Raw genomic sequence first — 16,425 nt, 5'->3', positions numbered from 1 at the left:
ATGCTTCAGCGGTTAGTGAACAAAATGAAGCGGCTTGCAGGAACTGGCGGCGGTCGGGCGCTGGTGTTGATGTACCATCGTATAGCTGAACCGATTGCCGATCCCTGGGATCTGGTGGTAAGTACTTTGCATTTCGAACAGCAGCTCATCCTGCTGAGAGAAAAATACAGGGTGGTGTCAATCCCTCAGTTGGCGCTGTATATCAAGGCCGGCAAAATACCACACGATTGTATCTGTCTCAGTTTTGATGATGGTTATGCAGATAATTTTGTGGTTGCCAGGAAACTGCTGGAACAGTATGCATTACCAGCCACTTTTTTTATTCCCACTTACTATGTACAGCAACAGGAAATGTTTTGGTGGGATCGGCTCTCCGACATGTTGTTGACAGAACCGCTGCCTCAAAGGAATCTAACGGTTACCATCAGGGGAGAAGTGTTTGAATTTGACCTTGGAAATGAAAATAGTGTGCCTGATGCCGGAAAGGCATACCTGGCCTGGAGGTGGCCCGAACCGCCACCAGACAACAGGGTCCATGCCTATCTGACCATTTGGGAAAAATTGCGGCCATTGCCCCTGCCAGAGATCAACGACGTACTGGCTTATCTTGAACGGGAACTGGCATACAAACCTGTCGGCCCTGGCCCGGCGAAGGCGATGACGACTGCACAATTGCATGAACTCAGCATGTCACCCGTTTGTACAATCGGCCTGCACACGCATACCCATCCGGCGCTCTCTGCCCATTCCAAAGCGGTGCAGGAGTGGGAGATCAGGGAGAATGCTATCCGCTTGCAGGAAATAACAGGACTTACACCATCAGTACTTGCCTATCCCTATGGCGATTATGACCATGCTTTACCGGGAGCGCTTGAAAACCTGGGTATCACTATGGCATTTGTGACGCACGAGAATCCGGTAACAGCTAAATCTGACCTGTTTCAGCTCAGTCGAATTCAGGTAAAAAACTGGACGGCGGAACAACTAAATGCCGTTTTGAAACAATGGCTCAGGCGCAGATAGCGCGATATGATTGAACAATATTAGCAGGTGATTGTCCGTTTTGAATAGGTAGATTTGTGATCTTATGTTCTCCTTTTTTACCCGATCAAAAAAGATATCTGTTGATTTATCGCCACTGGTTACAGACATGCATTCTCACATACTGCCGGGTATCGACGACGGCGCGTCAGATCCTGGCACATCACTGCAACTGATCACTGCATTGCAGGATCTTGGATTAAGCAGTTTTGTAGCTACTCCGCATATACTTTGGGACCTGTACCGGAATGATGATCAAAGTATTTCCACTGCCCTTGATCAGCTTAATTCAGTGCTCAACGCACAACCTTCTGGTGCGGTACCGTTACAGGCAGCTGCAGAATATATGATGGACGACCACTTTTCACAGTTGGTGGAACAAAAGAAGAAATTGCGTGCATTTAATGGGAATCACGTGCTGGTGGAATTCTCTTTTGTGGCAATTCCCTATAACTGGAAGCAGCTGTTTTTTGATATGCAGATGAACGGTTACCAGCCTGTGCTGGCCCATCCGGAACGATATGCTTTCCTCTCCGGCCAGACCGGGTTATTCCGCGAGATGGTGGAAATGGGCATTTTGTTGCAGCTCAATCTTAACTCATTGACAGGGTATTACGGGAAATCCGCTCTTTCGCTTGCAACTGTTTTGATAAAGCAGCAACTGATTTCCTATCTCGGCACTGATTGTCATCATGATCGTCACGTCCATGCGCTTCGGGATGCTCCGCATTTGAATGACGCTGTACAGCACCTGCTTGATTCGGGTAAAATCCTCAACGCTTCAATTGTGTTATAGTATTTTATAATACTATCCTTTGATTTTACACGTTTTCCTATTATCCTTGCAACTGGAAAAAAAATGTGTGTGTTATGAAGGGAAAAATTTTAGTGGTGAAAACCGGCGCTGCCGGTGATGTGGTTCGTTCAACTGTAATTCTGACTGCATTTCCGGACTATGAAATTACCTGGATCACTGATCCTGTAGTAGCCGGATTGCTGCCTGATCTCCCCAATCTTCGCGTAATCGACTATAAGAATATTCCGGCCATAGTTACTGATGAAAGTTATGATATGGTTTTCTCGCTGGAGGAAACAGAAACGCTTGCCCGCATGGCGACTTCAGTTAAATCCAAACAACTGATCGGCATGAAATGGGAGGACGGCAAAGTGACTTATGACGAGAACGAAGGCGCCGGCTGGTTTGACATGAGCCTCGTGTCGAAATTGGGCAGCAAGGAAAAGGCCAATGCACTTAAAATGGTTAATACAAAAACCTTCCAGGAATACCTTTTTGGCATGATGGGCAGGCCGTTCTCCGGCCAGGCATATTCCATTTACCAACCCCGGACCGCTTCTGTAAAGGGAGTAATCGGCATTGAAGACCGGGCCGGGGCACGCTGGCCGAATAAGGTTTGGGAAGGATATCCCGAACTGCAGCAACGCCTGAAAGACCTTGGTTATGAGATTGTGGTGTTTGAGCAGAAAGCAGATATCCGCGATTACCTGGAAATGATCGCAGGTTGCAGTTACGTGATCTCGGGTGATACTCTCGCCATGCACATTGCATTGGCATACAAAATTCCTTCCATTGCCATTTTTGTGGTCACCAGTGCGACGGAGATCCACGACTACGATACCATGACGAAGTTTGTGCATCCCCGCATGAACGACTTTTTTTATTCCAACAGTTATCACCCTGAGCTGGAAGGGTATATTAAAGTGGAAGAGGTGTTGCAGCAGGTACTGCGCGACCTTGAACCGGCAGCAAAGTCTGCCTGAAGCGTTGCCATTCAGTAATACCAGCTTTGGCGATTCCCTGATTTTTGTTTAACTTGAGTGTGCGCTGGGTTAAACAGCTTCTTCAGTACCATGAACGCCTTTACCATCCGCGATCTGGAAAACCTGTCCGGAATCAGGGCCCATACCATCAGGATCTGGGAACAGCGGTATAATTTTCTGAAGCCCAAACGCACCCACTCCAATATCCGGTATTACAATAGTGAGGAGCTGAAAACGTTGCTGAACATTTCACTGCTCAACCGGTACGGATATAAGATTTCCCATATCGACAGGATGGAGCCTGCAGAAATCGGGGAAAGGATTGTTGCGCTGGGAAACGGTGAGGCGCTTGAAGAACGGATGGTCAACGACCTGATCGCCCAGATGATTGACCTGAATATGGAGGCCTTTGAGGAGTTGCTGGACGGCCATATTGCCCACCGGGGAATTGACAAAACTATAACACACCTCATCTTTCCCTTTCTCGATAAAATCGGAATATTGTGGCAGACGAACCATATCAACCCTGCGCAGGAGCACCTTGTGACCAATGTAATCCGCCAGAAACTGATCGTGGGAATCGAAGGAGCTTTTTCGCATATCAGCATTCCCAGGACCGTTCTGCTCTTCCTCCCCGAAGGCGAACAACATGAGATCGGACTCCTGTATACGAGTTACCTCCTTAAAAGCCACGGTGTTTCCATCCTTTACCTCGGAGCCAATGTTCCCCTGAAAGATGTTGAATTCGTCGCCAACCTTAAAAAACCCGATTGCCTGTACACCCACCTTACGACGGTGGCCCCAAATTTTAACGTGGATAAATTTTTGGGCAATTACTCGGTTAGATGCGGTGGCCATCCCCTGGTTATCTCTGGTAGGTTAACCCGGCTGTTTAAGAAGAAACTGCCGGAAAACGTGTCATTCAAGCACTCTCTGGCAGAAGTTTCGGAGTTCATCAGCAGCCTGCGTTGAGTCCTTTCTGCCAGCCTGGCAGCTGGAAGCGCCACATGGAAGTTTGGCTGAATGGCGCACGATATTTGTTAAATTTGTATATACAATAATTAAACATCAGGCCATGTCGAATGTAGACTTCAATGAGATGTTGGTCAGTAACGCGGAATTCCTCAGACCCTTCGCCATCACCCTCACCCGTGACAATGAGGCTGCCCAGGATCTATTCCAGGAAACCATGTACAGGGCCATCGCTAACCGGGAAAAATATAATGTAGGGACCAATATCAAAGCCTGGCTCTACACGATCATGCGGAATATTTTTATCAATAATTATCGCCGCAAAGCCAAACAGAACACCATTTTTGACCGCAGTTCCAATGATTTTCTGCTCAACTACAACCAGGTAACCACCGCCAATGCTGCGGAAGGTACCCTGAAACTGAAAGAGATCCAGGAAGCCATTCACAAACTGCCGGAGATTTTCCGTAACCCCTTCCTGCTTTATTTCGATGGATACAAATACCACGAGATAGCAGATATGCTGAAAGAACCGCTGGGAACCATCAAAAGCCGGATCCATTTCGCCAGAAAACTGCTGAAAGCCCAGATCTCCCGCTATTGAGTTAAATATTATCAGGTTTACAAAAAGCTTTTCCCGGATGACCCGGGAAAAGCTTTTTTGTATAGGAAAGCCCGAACCACAACCCCAAACCCCAAACCTCAAACCCAAACCATTCTCCTTTGTCCTACCTTTCCACCATGAGCGATATTGTCCTTGTAGACATACACGATAACCCGATCGGCACGATGGAAAAAATGGAAGCCCATCAAAAAGCATTGTTACACCGGGCATTCAGTGTTTTTATATTTAATGACCAGGGGGAATGGCTGCTGCAGCAACGTGCGGCAGACAAATACCACAGCGCCGGTCTGTGGACCAACGCCTGTTGCAGCCACCCCCGTCCGGGTGAACCGGTTGCAGCCGCTGCGGTCCGCCGCCTGGAAGAGGAACTTGGTTTTCAGACATCCCTGCAGCCGGCCTTCAGTTTTATCTACAAGGCTGAATTTGGCAACGGCCTGACAGAACATGAATATGATCACGTGTTCATGGGCAGGTACAACAATGCAGTATTGCCGAACCCGGACGAGGTAGCTGCAGTACGGTGGTGTTCTGCAGAGGAGATCCGCCAGGATTTACAGCAGTATCCTTCCCGCTACACGGCCTGGTTCCGGCTGGCGTTTGACCGCGTAGCAGCCTTGCAACTACCGTGAAAACACGGATTTTCCAGCGAACGAAAACTTCTAATTTGTTTCGCAAAGGAGGCCACATGCAGCATTCATCCCTGTACCAGTATAAGCCATATAACTATAGTTATTCCTATGATTTTGTATTTGCCGGTGCAGGCGTCGCAGGATTAAGTCTGTTGGTGCGGATGCTGCAATCCGGGTTGTTTAACGGTTTCAGCTTCCTGTTGGTAGACCGTGACCGTAAAGCGTCTGATAACACCCACTGGTGCTTTTGGGAAAGAGGACGGGGGTATTTCGAATCCCTGGTTGCACACCGGTGGCAAAAAACCTGGATCCATGGGCCGGGCTATTCAGATTGTATCCCGATTGCGCCCTATGAATACAAAATGATTCGTAAAAATGATTTCTACCGGTATTGCCTGGACTATATTAAAACCCGGGATAATGTGCGCCTCCTGTTTGAACCGGTCAGATCGATCCGGCAGCATAACAACAGGGGCGTACTCCATCTCGAAAATGGTGAAAGGTATGAGGCAGCGATTAAACTGTTCCAGTCTTTTCAGCTTCAACCAACACCAGCTGACCGCAGGATACTGCTGCGCCATTCCAGTGGGTGGGTAATCGAAACACCATCCCCTCAATTTGATGTTTCTGCCAATACGATGATGGATTTAAGGATGCCGCAGCAGGATGGGGTAAATTTCATGTGTACCATGCCACTGGCGGAAAACAGGGTTTTTATAGCCAGCAACTTGATTTCAGGTAAATCTCCTGCTGAAAAAGCAGATGATGAAAGACTTTCCGGCTACCTCCGGAATAATCTGTGCCTGTCCGCCTACCACGTAGTAGACATTGAAAAGCGATCGACACTGATGAACAGTGAAAGCCGCCAGTCAACCGATAGGAATATCGTACATATCGGGGGCAGACATTCATTCGGACTGATCCAGGAGGAAAGTGACGCCGTGCTTCGGGCATTCCTTTCAAATGAAGACATCGGCAAGGCATGCAGTCACCCTCATCGCTTTCGGTTCTATGATAAAATGATGAACGAAGCATTACGACACAAGCATCCGTCCGGCGCTGCCCATTTAACCAGGATTTTCCGGAGAAACCCGGTTCAACGTGTTTTTCGTTTTCTCGACAAACAAACCACGCTTACCGAAGACCTGCAGATGATGGCTTCGCTGCTAGGCTTATCTTAGCGGCATGATCGCATTCCTGCGCCGCGAGTATCATTATTTTCTGACAGCTATTCAATTCCTTACAAGGATCCAGCTTCCCGCCAGTTATGTTTTCCAGGCGGAATACCTTCAACATTGCCCAAGGTATTTTCCGCTTGCCGGACAAATCGTGGCAGCAATTGCACTGATTCCTTACCTGGTGGTTTCAAAATATCTTAGTGAAGATCTTGGACTCGCAGCTTATATGGTTACTACTATTTGGCTCACCGGTGCTTTTCATGAAGATGGATGGGCGGATTGCTGTGATGCATTTGGTGGCGGTTATGATAAGGAACGCATCCTCACCATCATGAAAGACAGCAGGCTTGGTACCTATGGCACGGTCGGCCTGATTGCGATTCTTACTGTGAAGTTCCTGGTGCTTAAAGAACTGCCGGCATTCAGCCCGCAAGGCCTTCGACCATCACTTAATCCGATCCGCAATTATCAGACTTTTATACTGCTCATGCTGGCCGCACATGGCTGCAGCAGGTTCATGGGACTGCTCGTGATTCGTTTTTACGATTACGCCGGCGGCGACCTCAGCAAGAGTAAACCCCTGGCTGTTGCGAAACCCCCGATAGCAACGCTGTTGTTTGCCCTGATCCTTGCAGCGTGGCCAATTGCCCTGCTCTCACCATGGATGTGGCTCACCCTGCTTCCCATGATCTGGGCGACCCGGGCTTTGGCCAATTATTTCAAACACTGGATTGGTGGGTATACCGGGGACTGTCTCGGTACCGTACAGCAGGTAACGGAAATAGTATTTTATCTCGCTGCGCTGATCGTTTGGCGCTATATTCAGTAACGGCAGAAAAGGTTAACATGGAAATTTTTCTCATCAGACATACCCGTCCCCTGGTGGCAACAGGAATCTGTTACGGACAAACAGATCTTGCACTGGCGGATAGTTTTGAATCCGAAGCCGGGATCGTGCGGGATAGCCTTCCACAGCATATCGGCGCTGTGTATTCGAGTCCACTGCAGCGTTGCCGGTTGCTGGCAGAATGGCTGTTTCCGGAGAAGCCGCTTAACCTGTCCGATGACCTGATGGAACTGAATTGCGGTCAATGGGAAATGCAGCACTGGGATGCCATTCCCAAACACGAGCTGGAACCGTGGATGGCTGACTTTACTGAAGTGCGTGTGCCGGGAGGTGAAAGTTACCGTGACCTTTTTGCGCGTACCGTTCAGCGTTACGAAACAGTAAAGGCAACGGTGCTGCAAACCGGCAAGCCGGCAGCTATCGTAGCACATGGAGGTGTCATCCGAAGCATTCTGTCGCATATCAGCGGCACGTCACTTGCTGATTCATTCCGGGTTTTTCCCTTATTTTATGGAGCCGTTGCCAGTGTGCAGCTGGAAGGCAACATCATCAGGATGCTGTCGAATATCCCAGGCACTCCGGAGCAACACAGGCCATCCACCTGAATTCATCGCCATGAACGGAATAAATATTGATGAGCTGCTCACCGTTACGTTCACACTTTTTGCGGTGATCGATATACTGGGTTCAATTCCACTGCTGATCTCTTTCAAATCTAAACTGGGTGAAATCCAGGAAGCCAAAGCAACGTTGATCTCCGGTGCGCTAATGATCCTGTTCCTGCTGGGGGGAGAGAAGTTTCTGAATATTTTAGGCGTGGATGTGCGGTCTTTTGCAGTAGGCGGTTCTATTGTGATCTTTATACTCGGACTGGAAATGGTGCTGGGTGTGGAGTTTTTTAAGAGCGAAGGCGATGCGAAATCCGGCACCGTGGTGCCTATTGCATTTCCGCTGATTGCAGGCTCCGGAACACTGACTACGATCATTTCCCTGAAAGCCAACTATCCCAATACTGTCGTGGCGATGGCGATCGGTCTCAACCTGATCGTGGTTTATTTTGTATTAAAGTCGCTCGACCGCATCGCCGGCTGGATCGGTCCCAATGGATTGCTGGCCATCCGCAAATTTTTCGGAGTGGTACTGCTGGCCATTGCCGTCAAGATTTTCGCTACCAATGCTGCCGGCCTGATCAAATAACCATGAACACCTACCGCTATTTTGCCCTTCACAAGCCCAGGGGGATGGTTTCGCAGTTTGTGAGTCCTGATCCCGTCCGCCTGCTCGGGGAGATCGAATTTGATTTTCCACCCGGCATCCATGCCATCGGTCGGTTGGATGCGGATTCTGAGGGGTTGCTACTGCTCACTACCGACGGCCGGGTCACCAGGCTGCTGTTTAAATCTGAGGTTCCCCATCAACGCACCTACCTGGTGCGCGTAAAAGGAACGGTCAAGGAAGAATCGCTGGATCTTCTGCGATCCGGGATAATACTTACCGGAAAAGGAAATGGGGACTTTCAGACCCTTCCCTGTACAGCTGAAATTGTGGGGGAGCCGGCAGCATTGCTCCCGATTCCCGGCCAGGAGCCTCAATTTCCACATACCTGGCTAAGACTGAACCTGGTGGAAGGGAAGTACCGGCAGGTGCGGAAAATGGTAGCATCGATCGGCCATCGCTGCCAGCGACTGGTTCGGGTAGCCATTGAAGACCTTGAATTAGGCGATTTGCCTCCTGGTGAGGTCCGGGAGTATACAGCCGATGAATTTTTCCGGCTTTTGCACCTATATGAGGCTCCGAACACCAAATTGCCTTAATTTCGCGCTCCACCCCGGAGGTAGGGTACCCCGGTGCGTTGTTTCCGGCCTCGTAGTACAATGGATAGTATAAGAGTTTCCGAAGCTCCAGATCCAGGTTCGATTCCTGGCGAGGCCACCAGTTAAAACAATATTTACTTGAAAGTCAATCAGCTGTGATTGACTTTTTTGTTTGTCGGGGTGGTTGGCCATATGAGATAGAATAGCAAAATGTAGTCCGGGTGAAACTCGATACCCTTGGCCAGGCTTCATTTGCCCCTCTGCCCGGCCTGTTAAGCCTCTGTTCAACCTCTGTTCAACTTTAATTCAACCTTACTGCAACCGGGATTCCTGGTCTATTCGTTCGCGGATTCCGGACAGGTATTCCCAGGGCATTGCAATTCCATTGAAGTTTCATTCCAGTATCATTCCGGTAAAAACGGCTTTCATGAGATTTTTTAGAGAAGCCCATGAGATTTTCCAGAGAAGCCCATGAGGGTTCACTGAAAATTTCGGAAATCCGGTATCCTGTTTGTTGCCATACCAATACCTGCGCTATTGCAGGAATAAAAGTTTAAAATCAATATCCTATGGCAACAGCTACAGGACTTCTTGCCAGTATGCTCAGGGGAATGATCGGTCACGAGCTCGTGTTCCGCGAATGGGAAGGAAAAATGATCGTACAAAAAGCACCGGGGAAGCGGACGACCAGGCCGACCCGCGCCATGGCAGTGCAGAACGACAAATTCAGACATGGCATGGCATACGGCGTCAGGATGAACCAGGACGCCGATATGAAAGAGGCGTATTACCGGAAACGGGCGCCCCGGCAAAACGTTTGCAGCCGTGCGTTGCAGGACTTTCTGACAGCGCCGGAAGTAACGGAAATCAACGTGCAGGGCTATAGTGGCCAGCCCGGTGATACCATTGAGATCCGGGCCCACGATGACTTCCATGTCGCCTACGTGCAGGTGGACATCTGGTCAGCCGGCGGGGTACTGGTGGAACGCGGCGATGCCGTGGTGCAGCCCAACGGCCTGGTATGGACCTATACCGCAAAGGAAACGCATCGGAGCCTGGCGGGGACTAAAGTGACCGCCTATGCGATGGACATTCCCAACAATGAGGGAACGCTTTCAGTAACCATTGAGAAGACGCCTGACACGGCCAAAAACGATAAGCCTGACGAAAGGTTATCTCAGATCCCTGGAAAAACCAGGGAAATCCGGCGAAACGTGGCTGTAGTTGGCCTGCAAAATCAAACTTTTGTACCGGTTGCTTATCAACCAAAATTGCGGTCTGACTCCAGCTGCGACTTTTGCGGGATGCCTGTGGAAATACGCAGTCACGGCCATCCAATAATTGTTTAACTTGGGCTACCTCACCGTATGCCGATTTATATGGACATACATGTAGCCCCCGGCGTATCAGCGCTTGGGGTCGCAGAAGCCCACCAGTTGGATCTAAGCCTCCAGCACGATTATGGCTGCAAATGCATGACCTATTGGGTGGATGAGATGCGGGAAACAGTTTTCTGCCTGATCGATGCACCCAATAAAGAAGCAGTAGTGACGCTTCATTCCAAGGCGCACGGCATGTTGCCCAGCAAGATCATCGAGGTACGCAGTGACCTGGTGGAATCTTTCCTGGGCCGGATCTATGACCCGGAAGCAACTATCAAAACAGAAAATGGCCTTACGGTCTTCCATGACCCTTCTTTCCGGATACTGTTGATGGTGTCCGGCAATGATCCGTTGCTCCTGCAGCAAAAATTCGGTACCCTGGATGCAGCAGAACTCCTGCATAAGCAATATTCCATGATCCGCCGGCAGGTATCGGCGGCTGGAGGGAAGGAGGTGCCGGGTGGTCCGGGAAAGCTGCTTTTCTCCTTTGCGTCGGCAGAGCATGCTGCCCGTTGCGCCCGGGCAGTTCAGGAAGAGCTCAGCGGAATGCATGGTGACCTGATGGAGTGGCGGATGTCCATTTCCGGTGGTGAACCGGTAGGCAAAAGCGAAGACCTCTTTGGCGATGCGGTACGACTCGCAGAAAATCTATGCGAGGTGGCGCGCCAGAAACAGATTGCGCTTTCCCATGGCATCAGTGAACTGTTATCGCACGACCGTGCCGGATCAAAAGCTTTCGCCTTTGTCAGCCTTAGCCAGCGGGAAGAAAGTCAGCTGAACAGCTTGTTTGATATTCTGGAAGAAAACTGGCAGAATGCGGAATTTGATATTGACCAGTATTGTCAGACCATGGCAATGAGTAAATCCCAGCTGTACCGCACAGCGCTTGCCCTGACCGGCAGTTCTCCCAACCAGCTGTTGAAAGCATATCGGCTGAACCGTGCCAAGGATCTCCTCCGGAAACGCAGTTTTTCCGTTGCGGAAATCGCCTTCGAAGCCGGCTTTACCAGTCCCTCGTATTTCACCAAATGCTTCAAGGAGAAATTCGGGATATTGCCCATGACCTATGTAGGGTTAATACAGTAGTTTAAAAGTTTATTAGTTTAATTGTTTAGTAGTTGTGAAAGCGATGTCACACTCTCCTACGCTGAAGCTTCTGCTTAAGGTAAAGCTTCAGCAGTCATGACAATGGGGGATGCCCGACCTGGACTTAACTCCAAACTACAGACTTCAAACACCAAACCTTCTTCACCCGGGGTCCCAACAACTAAACTTCTAAACAACTAAACAGCTAAACTCCTATTCCCCTGACCTGATTTTACCACTTTTTGAACTATTTCTCGCATCGCTTTTTCCATGCATTGACTGAATTGTTACAGCCTCAGGGGGGTACCTGGTGGTAATTTTGAGTCATACAAAAACCAAAAAATTTTACCATGAAAAGTTTCGCCCAACCACTGACACTCCTGCTGGGAGTCCTGCTGTTCGCAACAATGTTTGCCAACGCACAGAAATCAACCTTATCCTTTGCTTCGCTTTACGCGAAAGCATCAGTACCAGCCATGAAAATGTACCTGATCGAACGGGAAATACCAGGGTTAGGAAAAATGACGCCGGAAGAACTGAAAGCAGCTTCCCGGAAATCCTGTGATGCACTCAGAACAATGGGATCCAACATTGAATGGGTTCAGAGCTATGTGACCGGTGACAAAATGTTCTGTATCTACCGCGCAGAAAATGAAGACCTGATCAGAGAGCACGGCAAAAGAGGTGGATTTCCGGTCAACAAAATTACCGAGGTAACCACTATTATCAGTCCGCAAACAGCGGAACGCTAAACCATTCACTCAACCGGTCATGGAAAAATGGGAGGAGCGCTGGATAAGCGTAACTCCCATTTCCATTTTTTACGGATATTCATCCGATCCAAACCGTAAACAATGTTTGCTCTATTGCTATGCGCCTGTTTAACCGCTGTTTCGACAGCAACGATTCCCCGAACCGCAACTGCTTCACTGGATAAAATTGTTTCCAGGGATGGAGGTTCAGTTGCGAATTGCCCCGGCGATCCGCGCCCTCTCACTGCCATATGGACCTTTTCCACCGGAGGAAAAATTCTCGGCAATATCAGCAGCACAGGCGATACGGTGCTGGTGGGATCAACGGACGGCTACCTTTATGCATTGTCCGCAGCCTCCGGAAGCCTTTTCTGGAAATACAATGCCGGTACATCCATACAATCTGAGCCGCTCGCCACTGATAATGCTTTTTTTGTTTACAGCTCGGATGGTGTGTTGCACCGCATCAGGACTGATGGATCCGGTGAATGGAAAGTCAGCCTTTGCAATGAGAAAGAAATCGATACATGGGACTATTACCGCTCCTCACCAGTGGTATGGGGCAATAACCTGCTGATCGGTTGTGGTAACGGAAAAGTATACGCGTTAAACAAACGCAACGGACAACAGCGCTGGGCAATGCCAACAGGCGCTCCGATCCACATGAAAGGCTTACTGAAAGGAGGTACTTTTTATGTTGGGAATTTCGGCGGCAGGTTATTTGCCATGGATCCCGCAACAGGAAAAACAAAGTGGACCTTCAAAGCAATAGGCAACCAGTATTTTAAGGAAGGAGCCTTTCAACAGACGCCGGCCATAGCCGGAGATGTATTGTATATCGGCAGCCGCGACTATAATTTTTATGCTGTTGATGCCAAAGCCGGTCATGGTGTGTGGAACTTCCGTGAAAAAGACAGCTGGTTCATCGCAACGCCGTTGTTGCATGCCGGAAAAGTGTTTACCGGTACATCCGATTCTCACCGGTTTGTAGCGTTTGATGCGGCAAACGGAGAGGTCATCTGGAGCCGGCCATTTAATATGCGTTTATATGGCGAGGCCGTCGCTGTTGATTCCACCATTTTTGCAGGTTGTTTCAATGGCCACCTGGTGGGAATGGATCAGCGAACCGGCGAGATCCGGTTCGATTTCGAAACAGAAGGCAGCCGCTTAAACAGTAAAGAAGTGTACGGCGAAGACGGGCACTTCCGGCAGGATTTCCAGCTATACGGACCAGATAACGCAGCAGCGGAAGCAAAGATCATGTCACTGGGTGCCATAACGGGTAAGCCCCTTGTGGCCGGCTCACACCTTGTCACCGGAAGCGCTGACGGCAATGTTTATGCGATCCGCTTACCATCAGTCATTCAGCAATGAGCGATAGGGTGCCAGCTGTTCCGTTGCGGATTGCTGGTTGAAATTGCTGATGCGGATGTTGTTCAGCGCGGCTTCCAGTTTGTTCAGTGCTACCTGGTCGCCGGTTGCTTTATACGTTTTTCGCAAAGTTTCAATCTTTTCATAATCCTGGATGCCTTCTATCATCTTTTCAAACCGGATGGAAGTATTGGGTCCGGGATAAACCTGGTAGGTATCACCGGCAGGCCAGGTAACAAAACGGCTGTCTTCGTCCGGCCTGGCGGTCCAGCTGTTGAATGCCCAGCGCAGGTAGCCATCCATGCCGGTAGCTGCCGTGTACCAGCCCATCCAAACATGTTCGTCGGGGGGAGAGAAGGTAAACCCATTCGGGAATTTTTCAGAACAGCAGGTATACCAGGTGCTGTTTTTTCCTTCTGCTTTTCTTCTTATGAGTACGGAATCTGGAAAGCGTGCTTCGGAAGCAATACAATAATCAGTGATGTCCTTTTCAATTTGCGGATGCCAGGCACCAGCGAGGGAAATCTTCCAGGCAGGGTCAATCGTTTTCAACAGCGCGATGACTGACTGCATGGCTTCCATCGGCCGCTCATCCATTGCGATGGCGGTGCGGTCAAACCAGTTTTTCTTTTTCAGGTGACGCGTAAAATCGCGGAGCATTACCGACCAGAATTCATTGTAAGCCGGCGTTCCGATGGCGCCTGTAAATACGGTGTCGCGCTGCAGCTTTTCGTCATGATAACGAAAGGCAATCTTCCAGGGCACCATACTATAGCAGTTGATCCGCTGGTTGATGCCGCAATCCATCACAAAGGCAATGTATTTGTCAAAAAGGCTGTAGTCGAATGACCACTTGCCGTTTTTCTTTTTAGTCCATTTAATGAGGCTGGGGTAGTTATCGTAGGTCTGATGTCCCCAGGGTTCATCCGTAATGCTGGCGGTGATCGTTTTTTGTCCGGCTCGCGCAAGCATCTCGTAGTAAGGTCTCATCACTTTGTAATGTGCTTCACTCCACACGGGAAGCTGGTGCACGCGGGCAATAGCTGCAGGGTGTTGCCAGAGATCCAGTGCATAATGCCATTGCGATGGTGGTGGCAGTACGCGGTCGAGCACGGTGACTTTTACGGGCAGGGTTATTTTCTTGCCATTATCTACTATTATGCTTCCTGTATAGTCGCCGGGAACCGCATTGGCGTTTACCCTGACACTGACCCAGACGGGTTGTGCTTTACCCGCTGCAATCAGCATGGTATTGGTTCCTGTCTGGATTCTGTCTGCTACAAGGGAGGAATCAAAATCCACGGATTTTCTGTAACCACAGCCATCTCTGAATTCATCAGTCCATACATACTTCACCCAGCCAATGGAAAGATCCTGTTGTGGAATGCGATTGCCTTTTCCGTCTGCGAGATCACCGGCAGTAACACTTACCTGCTGTTGTTGCGTTCCGCCCTGCAATAACACCTGGTTGTGGATGGTTTCGCCTTTCCAGGCTTTTGCCTCCCATGACGGAAGCGCATTTACCGGTTCACTACCGGCTGCATCGACTTCCTGCGGAACCCGGCTACTGGTGCCTGTGAAGCCTGTGACCACTACCCGTTGCGACTGGGCATATGTATACGCTGCTCCCAGCACGCAGTAGGCGGAAAGGAGGATCTTGCTGATTCCAATAGATAAACGAACATTAAGCATTTGTCCAAGCTAACGAATATCAGCTGTAGTCTTTCGTGCAATCGTTTGAGGTAAAGTGCCTGATCCCATCGCTATTTGTACTGTAAGTGGAGTGATACAATATTGGAATTCAGCCCGTTTGTACGATCATAATGCCCATACCGCAACTCGATCATGTGGAAATGCTGCCATCCGAATACACCATTAACCGGGGCCCAGCGGATACCAGCTCCCAGGAAATTGCTGTTAAAAGTGGACAGGTCATAATTGCTTGTGTAGTACTCGTCCTTTCCCGTGTGACCGCCATAAGGGGCAAAATATTTGACTGCATGCTGGCTGTAAAACCGGTAAAAGGGGCTTATGGAAAGAAAGGGACTGATTTTTACGGGTACTTCGAGATCCGCTGTATGTGCGGATAGTCCCCAGTTATCCGAATAGTATCGGTAATAAGCCCGGAAAATGAACCGGTCTCCCAAAAAGTAATTGGCACGCAGGCCTACTGGTATTTTAAACCGGCTGTCCGGCAAATTTTCCTGGTGTACTGACCCATCAGTAAAATAGACCCGGTGAAAAGGAAGCCCAAGATAGCCGTTTTGCTGAACGACATCTGCCAGTACCGCGACCTGGAGATTCCGGTTTATTACCTGGGTCCACGAAAATGAGCCTGAATAGCTGTTCCGGTTCTTCCAGCCTTCGTCTTCAACGTCTTCATTCGATGGTGAACGAAGTTCGTAAGGAGCGATCATCTTTACTTTATCCAGGTAAGCTTGCAGCCTGGCCGTAAACTCGCCATTCCGGTTCCTGGTTTTTTGCGCGTACAGCACGTTGACGCCGATGGACTGATAATCGAATTCGTTCGAGAAGGATAACCCGCCACCAAAAGTCGACCCCTTTGTTTCATTTTCCCTGCTCCAGTTGACAGACGGGTAAAACCGGGTGTCTGCAGAGGATGCTGATGAGTTTGCCTTCAGGTCAATTTTGTCTGAAGAAGCCGACGTATAGTGATCAATTCCCATTTCCAGCCCGAAGTTGTTTTTCCTCCCTTTCCGGTCATAGCGGAAGAGTTTGATATCGAGCACGTTGGCGATATCGGTCAGTTTTTCAGTACCGATGCCTCCTGTAACTGCTGAATTGTTGCCATCCTGGTGATAATAGCTGGATACAAGATTGATCTCGTCGATATGCAGTTTCCTGGGAACGAATGCTGAGTCTTTTTGCTGTGCCTGGAGCTTCATCAGCGACAGTAGCGTACAGGCTGAAAGAAATACTTTTTTCATT

The 16,425-nt window shown here is 49.4% G+C and carries 17 protein-coding genes and 1 tRNA gene; 16 read left to right on the top strand and 2 right to left on the bottom strand.

All coding sequences use genetic code 11. From position 1 onward, the window contains the following. The 16 genes from FPE01S_RS21650 to FPE01S_RS21575 all read left to right on the top strand — a co-directional run bounded on the left by FPE01S_RS21650 (position 1) and on the right by FPE01S_RS21575 (position 13,479). Positions 1-1,023: a polysaccharide deacetylase family protein gene (locus tag FPE01S_RS21650; protein WP_046371148.1), complete on the top strand. Its 1,023-nt coding sequence runs from the start codon at positions 1-3 to the stop codon at positions 1,021-1,023. Between the two features lie 127 nt (positions 1,024-1,150). Continuing rightward, on the top strand, positions 1,151-1,837 hold the full coding sequence (locus tag FPE01S_RS21645) for a tyrosine-protein phosphatase (protein ID WP_052956084.1): 687 nt from the start codon (positions 1,151-1,153) through the stop codon (positions 1,835-1,837). 74 nt (positions 1,838-1,911) lie between these two features. Continuing rightward, positions 1,912-2,820, top strand: coding sequence for a glycosyltransferase family 9 protein (locus FPE01S_RS21640; RefSeq protein ID WP_046371146.1), 909 nt, complete (start codon positions 1,912-1,914; stop codon positions 2,818-2,820). A 90-nt stretch (positions 2,821-2,910) separates the two neighbouring features. After that, a complete protein-coding gene (locus tag FPE01S_RS21635) occupies positions 2,911-3,792 on the top strand; it encodes a MerR family transcriptional regulator (protein ID WP_046371145.1) in 882 nt (293 codons plus the stop codon). Positions 3,793-3,895: 103 nt separating this feature from the next. Continuing rightward, on the top strand, positions 3,896-4,396 hold the full coding sequence (locus FPE01S_RS21630) for an RNA polymerase sigma factor (RefSeq protein WP_046371144.1): 501 nt from the start codon (positions 3,896-3,898) through the stop codon (positions 4,394-4,396). A 137-nt stretch (positions 4,397-4,533) separates the two neighbouring features. Next, complete coding sequence (gene idi, locus FPE01S_RS21625; RefSeq protein ID WP_046371143.1) at positions 4,534-5,046, top strand: isopentenyl-diphosphate Delta-isomerase; 513 nt, start codon at positions 4,534-4,536, stop codon at positions 5,044-5,046. 56 nt (positions 5,047-5,102) lie between these two features. Beyond that, positions 5,103-6,227 (top strand): lycopene cyclase family protein, encoded by a 1,125-nt coding sequence (locus FPE01S_RS21620; RefSeq protein ID WP_046371142.1) that lies wholly within the window; start codon positions 5,103-5,105, stop codon positions 6,225-6,227. Positions 6,228-6,231: 4 nt separating this feature from the next. Continuing rightward, the gene (locus tag FPE01S_RS21615) at positions 6,232-7,053 is read left to right on the top strand and encodes an adenosylcobinamide-GDP ribazoletransferase (RefSeq protein WP_046371141.1); all 822 of its coding nucleotides are present in this window, start codon (positions 6,232-6,234) and stop codon (positions 7,051-7,053) included. A 17-nt stretch (positions 7,054-7,070) separates the two neighbouring features. After that, positions 7,071-7,676, top strand: a complete 606-nt coding sequence (cobC, locus tag FPE01S_RS21610) for an alpha-ribazole phosphatase family protein (RefSeq protein ID WP_046371140.1) — start codon at positions 7,071-7,073, stop codon at positions 7,674-7,676. A gap of 10 nt (positions 7,677-7,686) precedes the next feature. Next, the gene (locus FPE01S_RS21605; RefSeq protein ID WP_046371139.1) at positions 7,687-8,268 is read left to right on the top strand and encodes a MarC family protein; all 582 of its coding nucleotides are present in this window, start codon (positions 7,687-7,689) and stop codon (positions 8,266-8,268) included. A 2-nt stretch (positions 8,269-8,270) separates the two neighbouring features. Further along, the gene (locus FPE01S_RS21600) at positions 8,271-8,885 is read left to right on the top strand and encodes a pseudouridine synthase (RefSeq protein WP_046371138.1); all 615 of its coding nucleotides are present in this window, start codon (positions 8,271-8,273) and stop codon (positions 8,883-8,885) included. Between the two features lie 46 nt (positions 8,886-8,931). Further along, positions 8,932-9,006, top strand: a tRNA-Arg gene (locus tag FPE01S_RS21595). 448 nt (positions 9,007-9,454) lie between these two features. Next, positions 9,455-10,234 carry a hypothetical protein gene (locus FPE01S_RS25195; protein ID WP_052956083.1) on the top strand — a complete coding sequence of 260 codons (780 nt, stop codon included), beginning with the start codon at positions 9,455-9,457 and terminating at the stop codon, positions 10,232-10,234. A gap of 30 nt (positions 10,235-10,264) precedes the next feature. Further along, positions 10,265-11,353 carry a nickel-binding protein gene (locus FPE01S_RS21585; RefSeq protein ID WP_169749204.1) on the top strand — a complete coding sequence of 363 codons (1,089 nt, stop codon included), beginning with the start codon at positions 10,265-10,267 and terminating at the stop codon, positions 11,351-11,353. 350 nt (positions 11,354-11,703) lie between these two features. Continuing rightward, on the top strand, positions 11,704-12,105 hold the full coding sequence (locus FPE01S_RS21580; protein ID WP_245624045.1) for a DUF4242 domain-containing protein: 402 nt from the start codon (positions 11,704-11,706) through the stop codon (positions 12,103-12,105). Positions 12,106-12,207: 102 nt separating this feature from the next. Further along, positions 12,208-13,479: an outer membrane protein assembly factor BamB family protein gene (locus tag FPE01S_RS21575; protein ID WP_046371136.1), complete on the top strand. Its 1,272-nt coding sequence runs from the start codon at positions 12,208-12,210 to the stop codon at positions 13,477-13,479. Here the strand turns inward: FPE01S_RS21575 and FPE01S_RS21570 are convergent. Together FPE01S_RS21570 and FPE01S_RS21565 are read right to left on the bottom strand one after the other, a co-directional pair. After that, positions 13,462-15,168, bottom strand: coding sequence for a DUF4091 domain-containing protein (locus FPE01S_RS21570; protein WP_083990394.1), 1,707 nt, complete (start codon positions 15,166-15,168; stop codon positions 13,462-13,464). The genes FPE01S_RS21575 and FPE01S_RS21570 overlap by 18 nt on opposite strands. A 71-nt stretch (positions 15,169-15,239) precedes the next feature. Next, complete coding sequence (locus FPE01S_RS21565; RefSeq protein ID WP_046371135.1) at positions 15,240-16,424, bottom strand: DUF3570 domain-containing protein; 1,185 nt, start codon at positions 16,422-16,424, stop codon at positions 15,240-15,242. Position 16,425: the final 1 nt, after the last annotated feature.

The organism is Flavihumibacter petaseus NBRC 106054 (assembly GCF_000974785.1).
GTDB lineage: Bacteria > Bacteroidota > Bacteroidia > Chitinophagales > Chitinophagaceae > Flavihumibacter > Flavihumibacter petaseus.
This window is presented reverse-complemented; position numbering and strand designations above follow the sequence as displayed.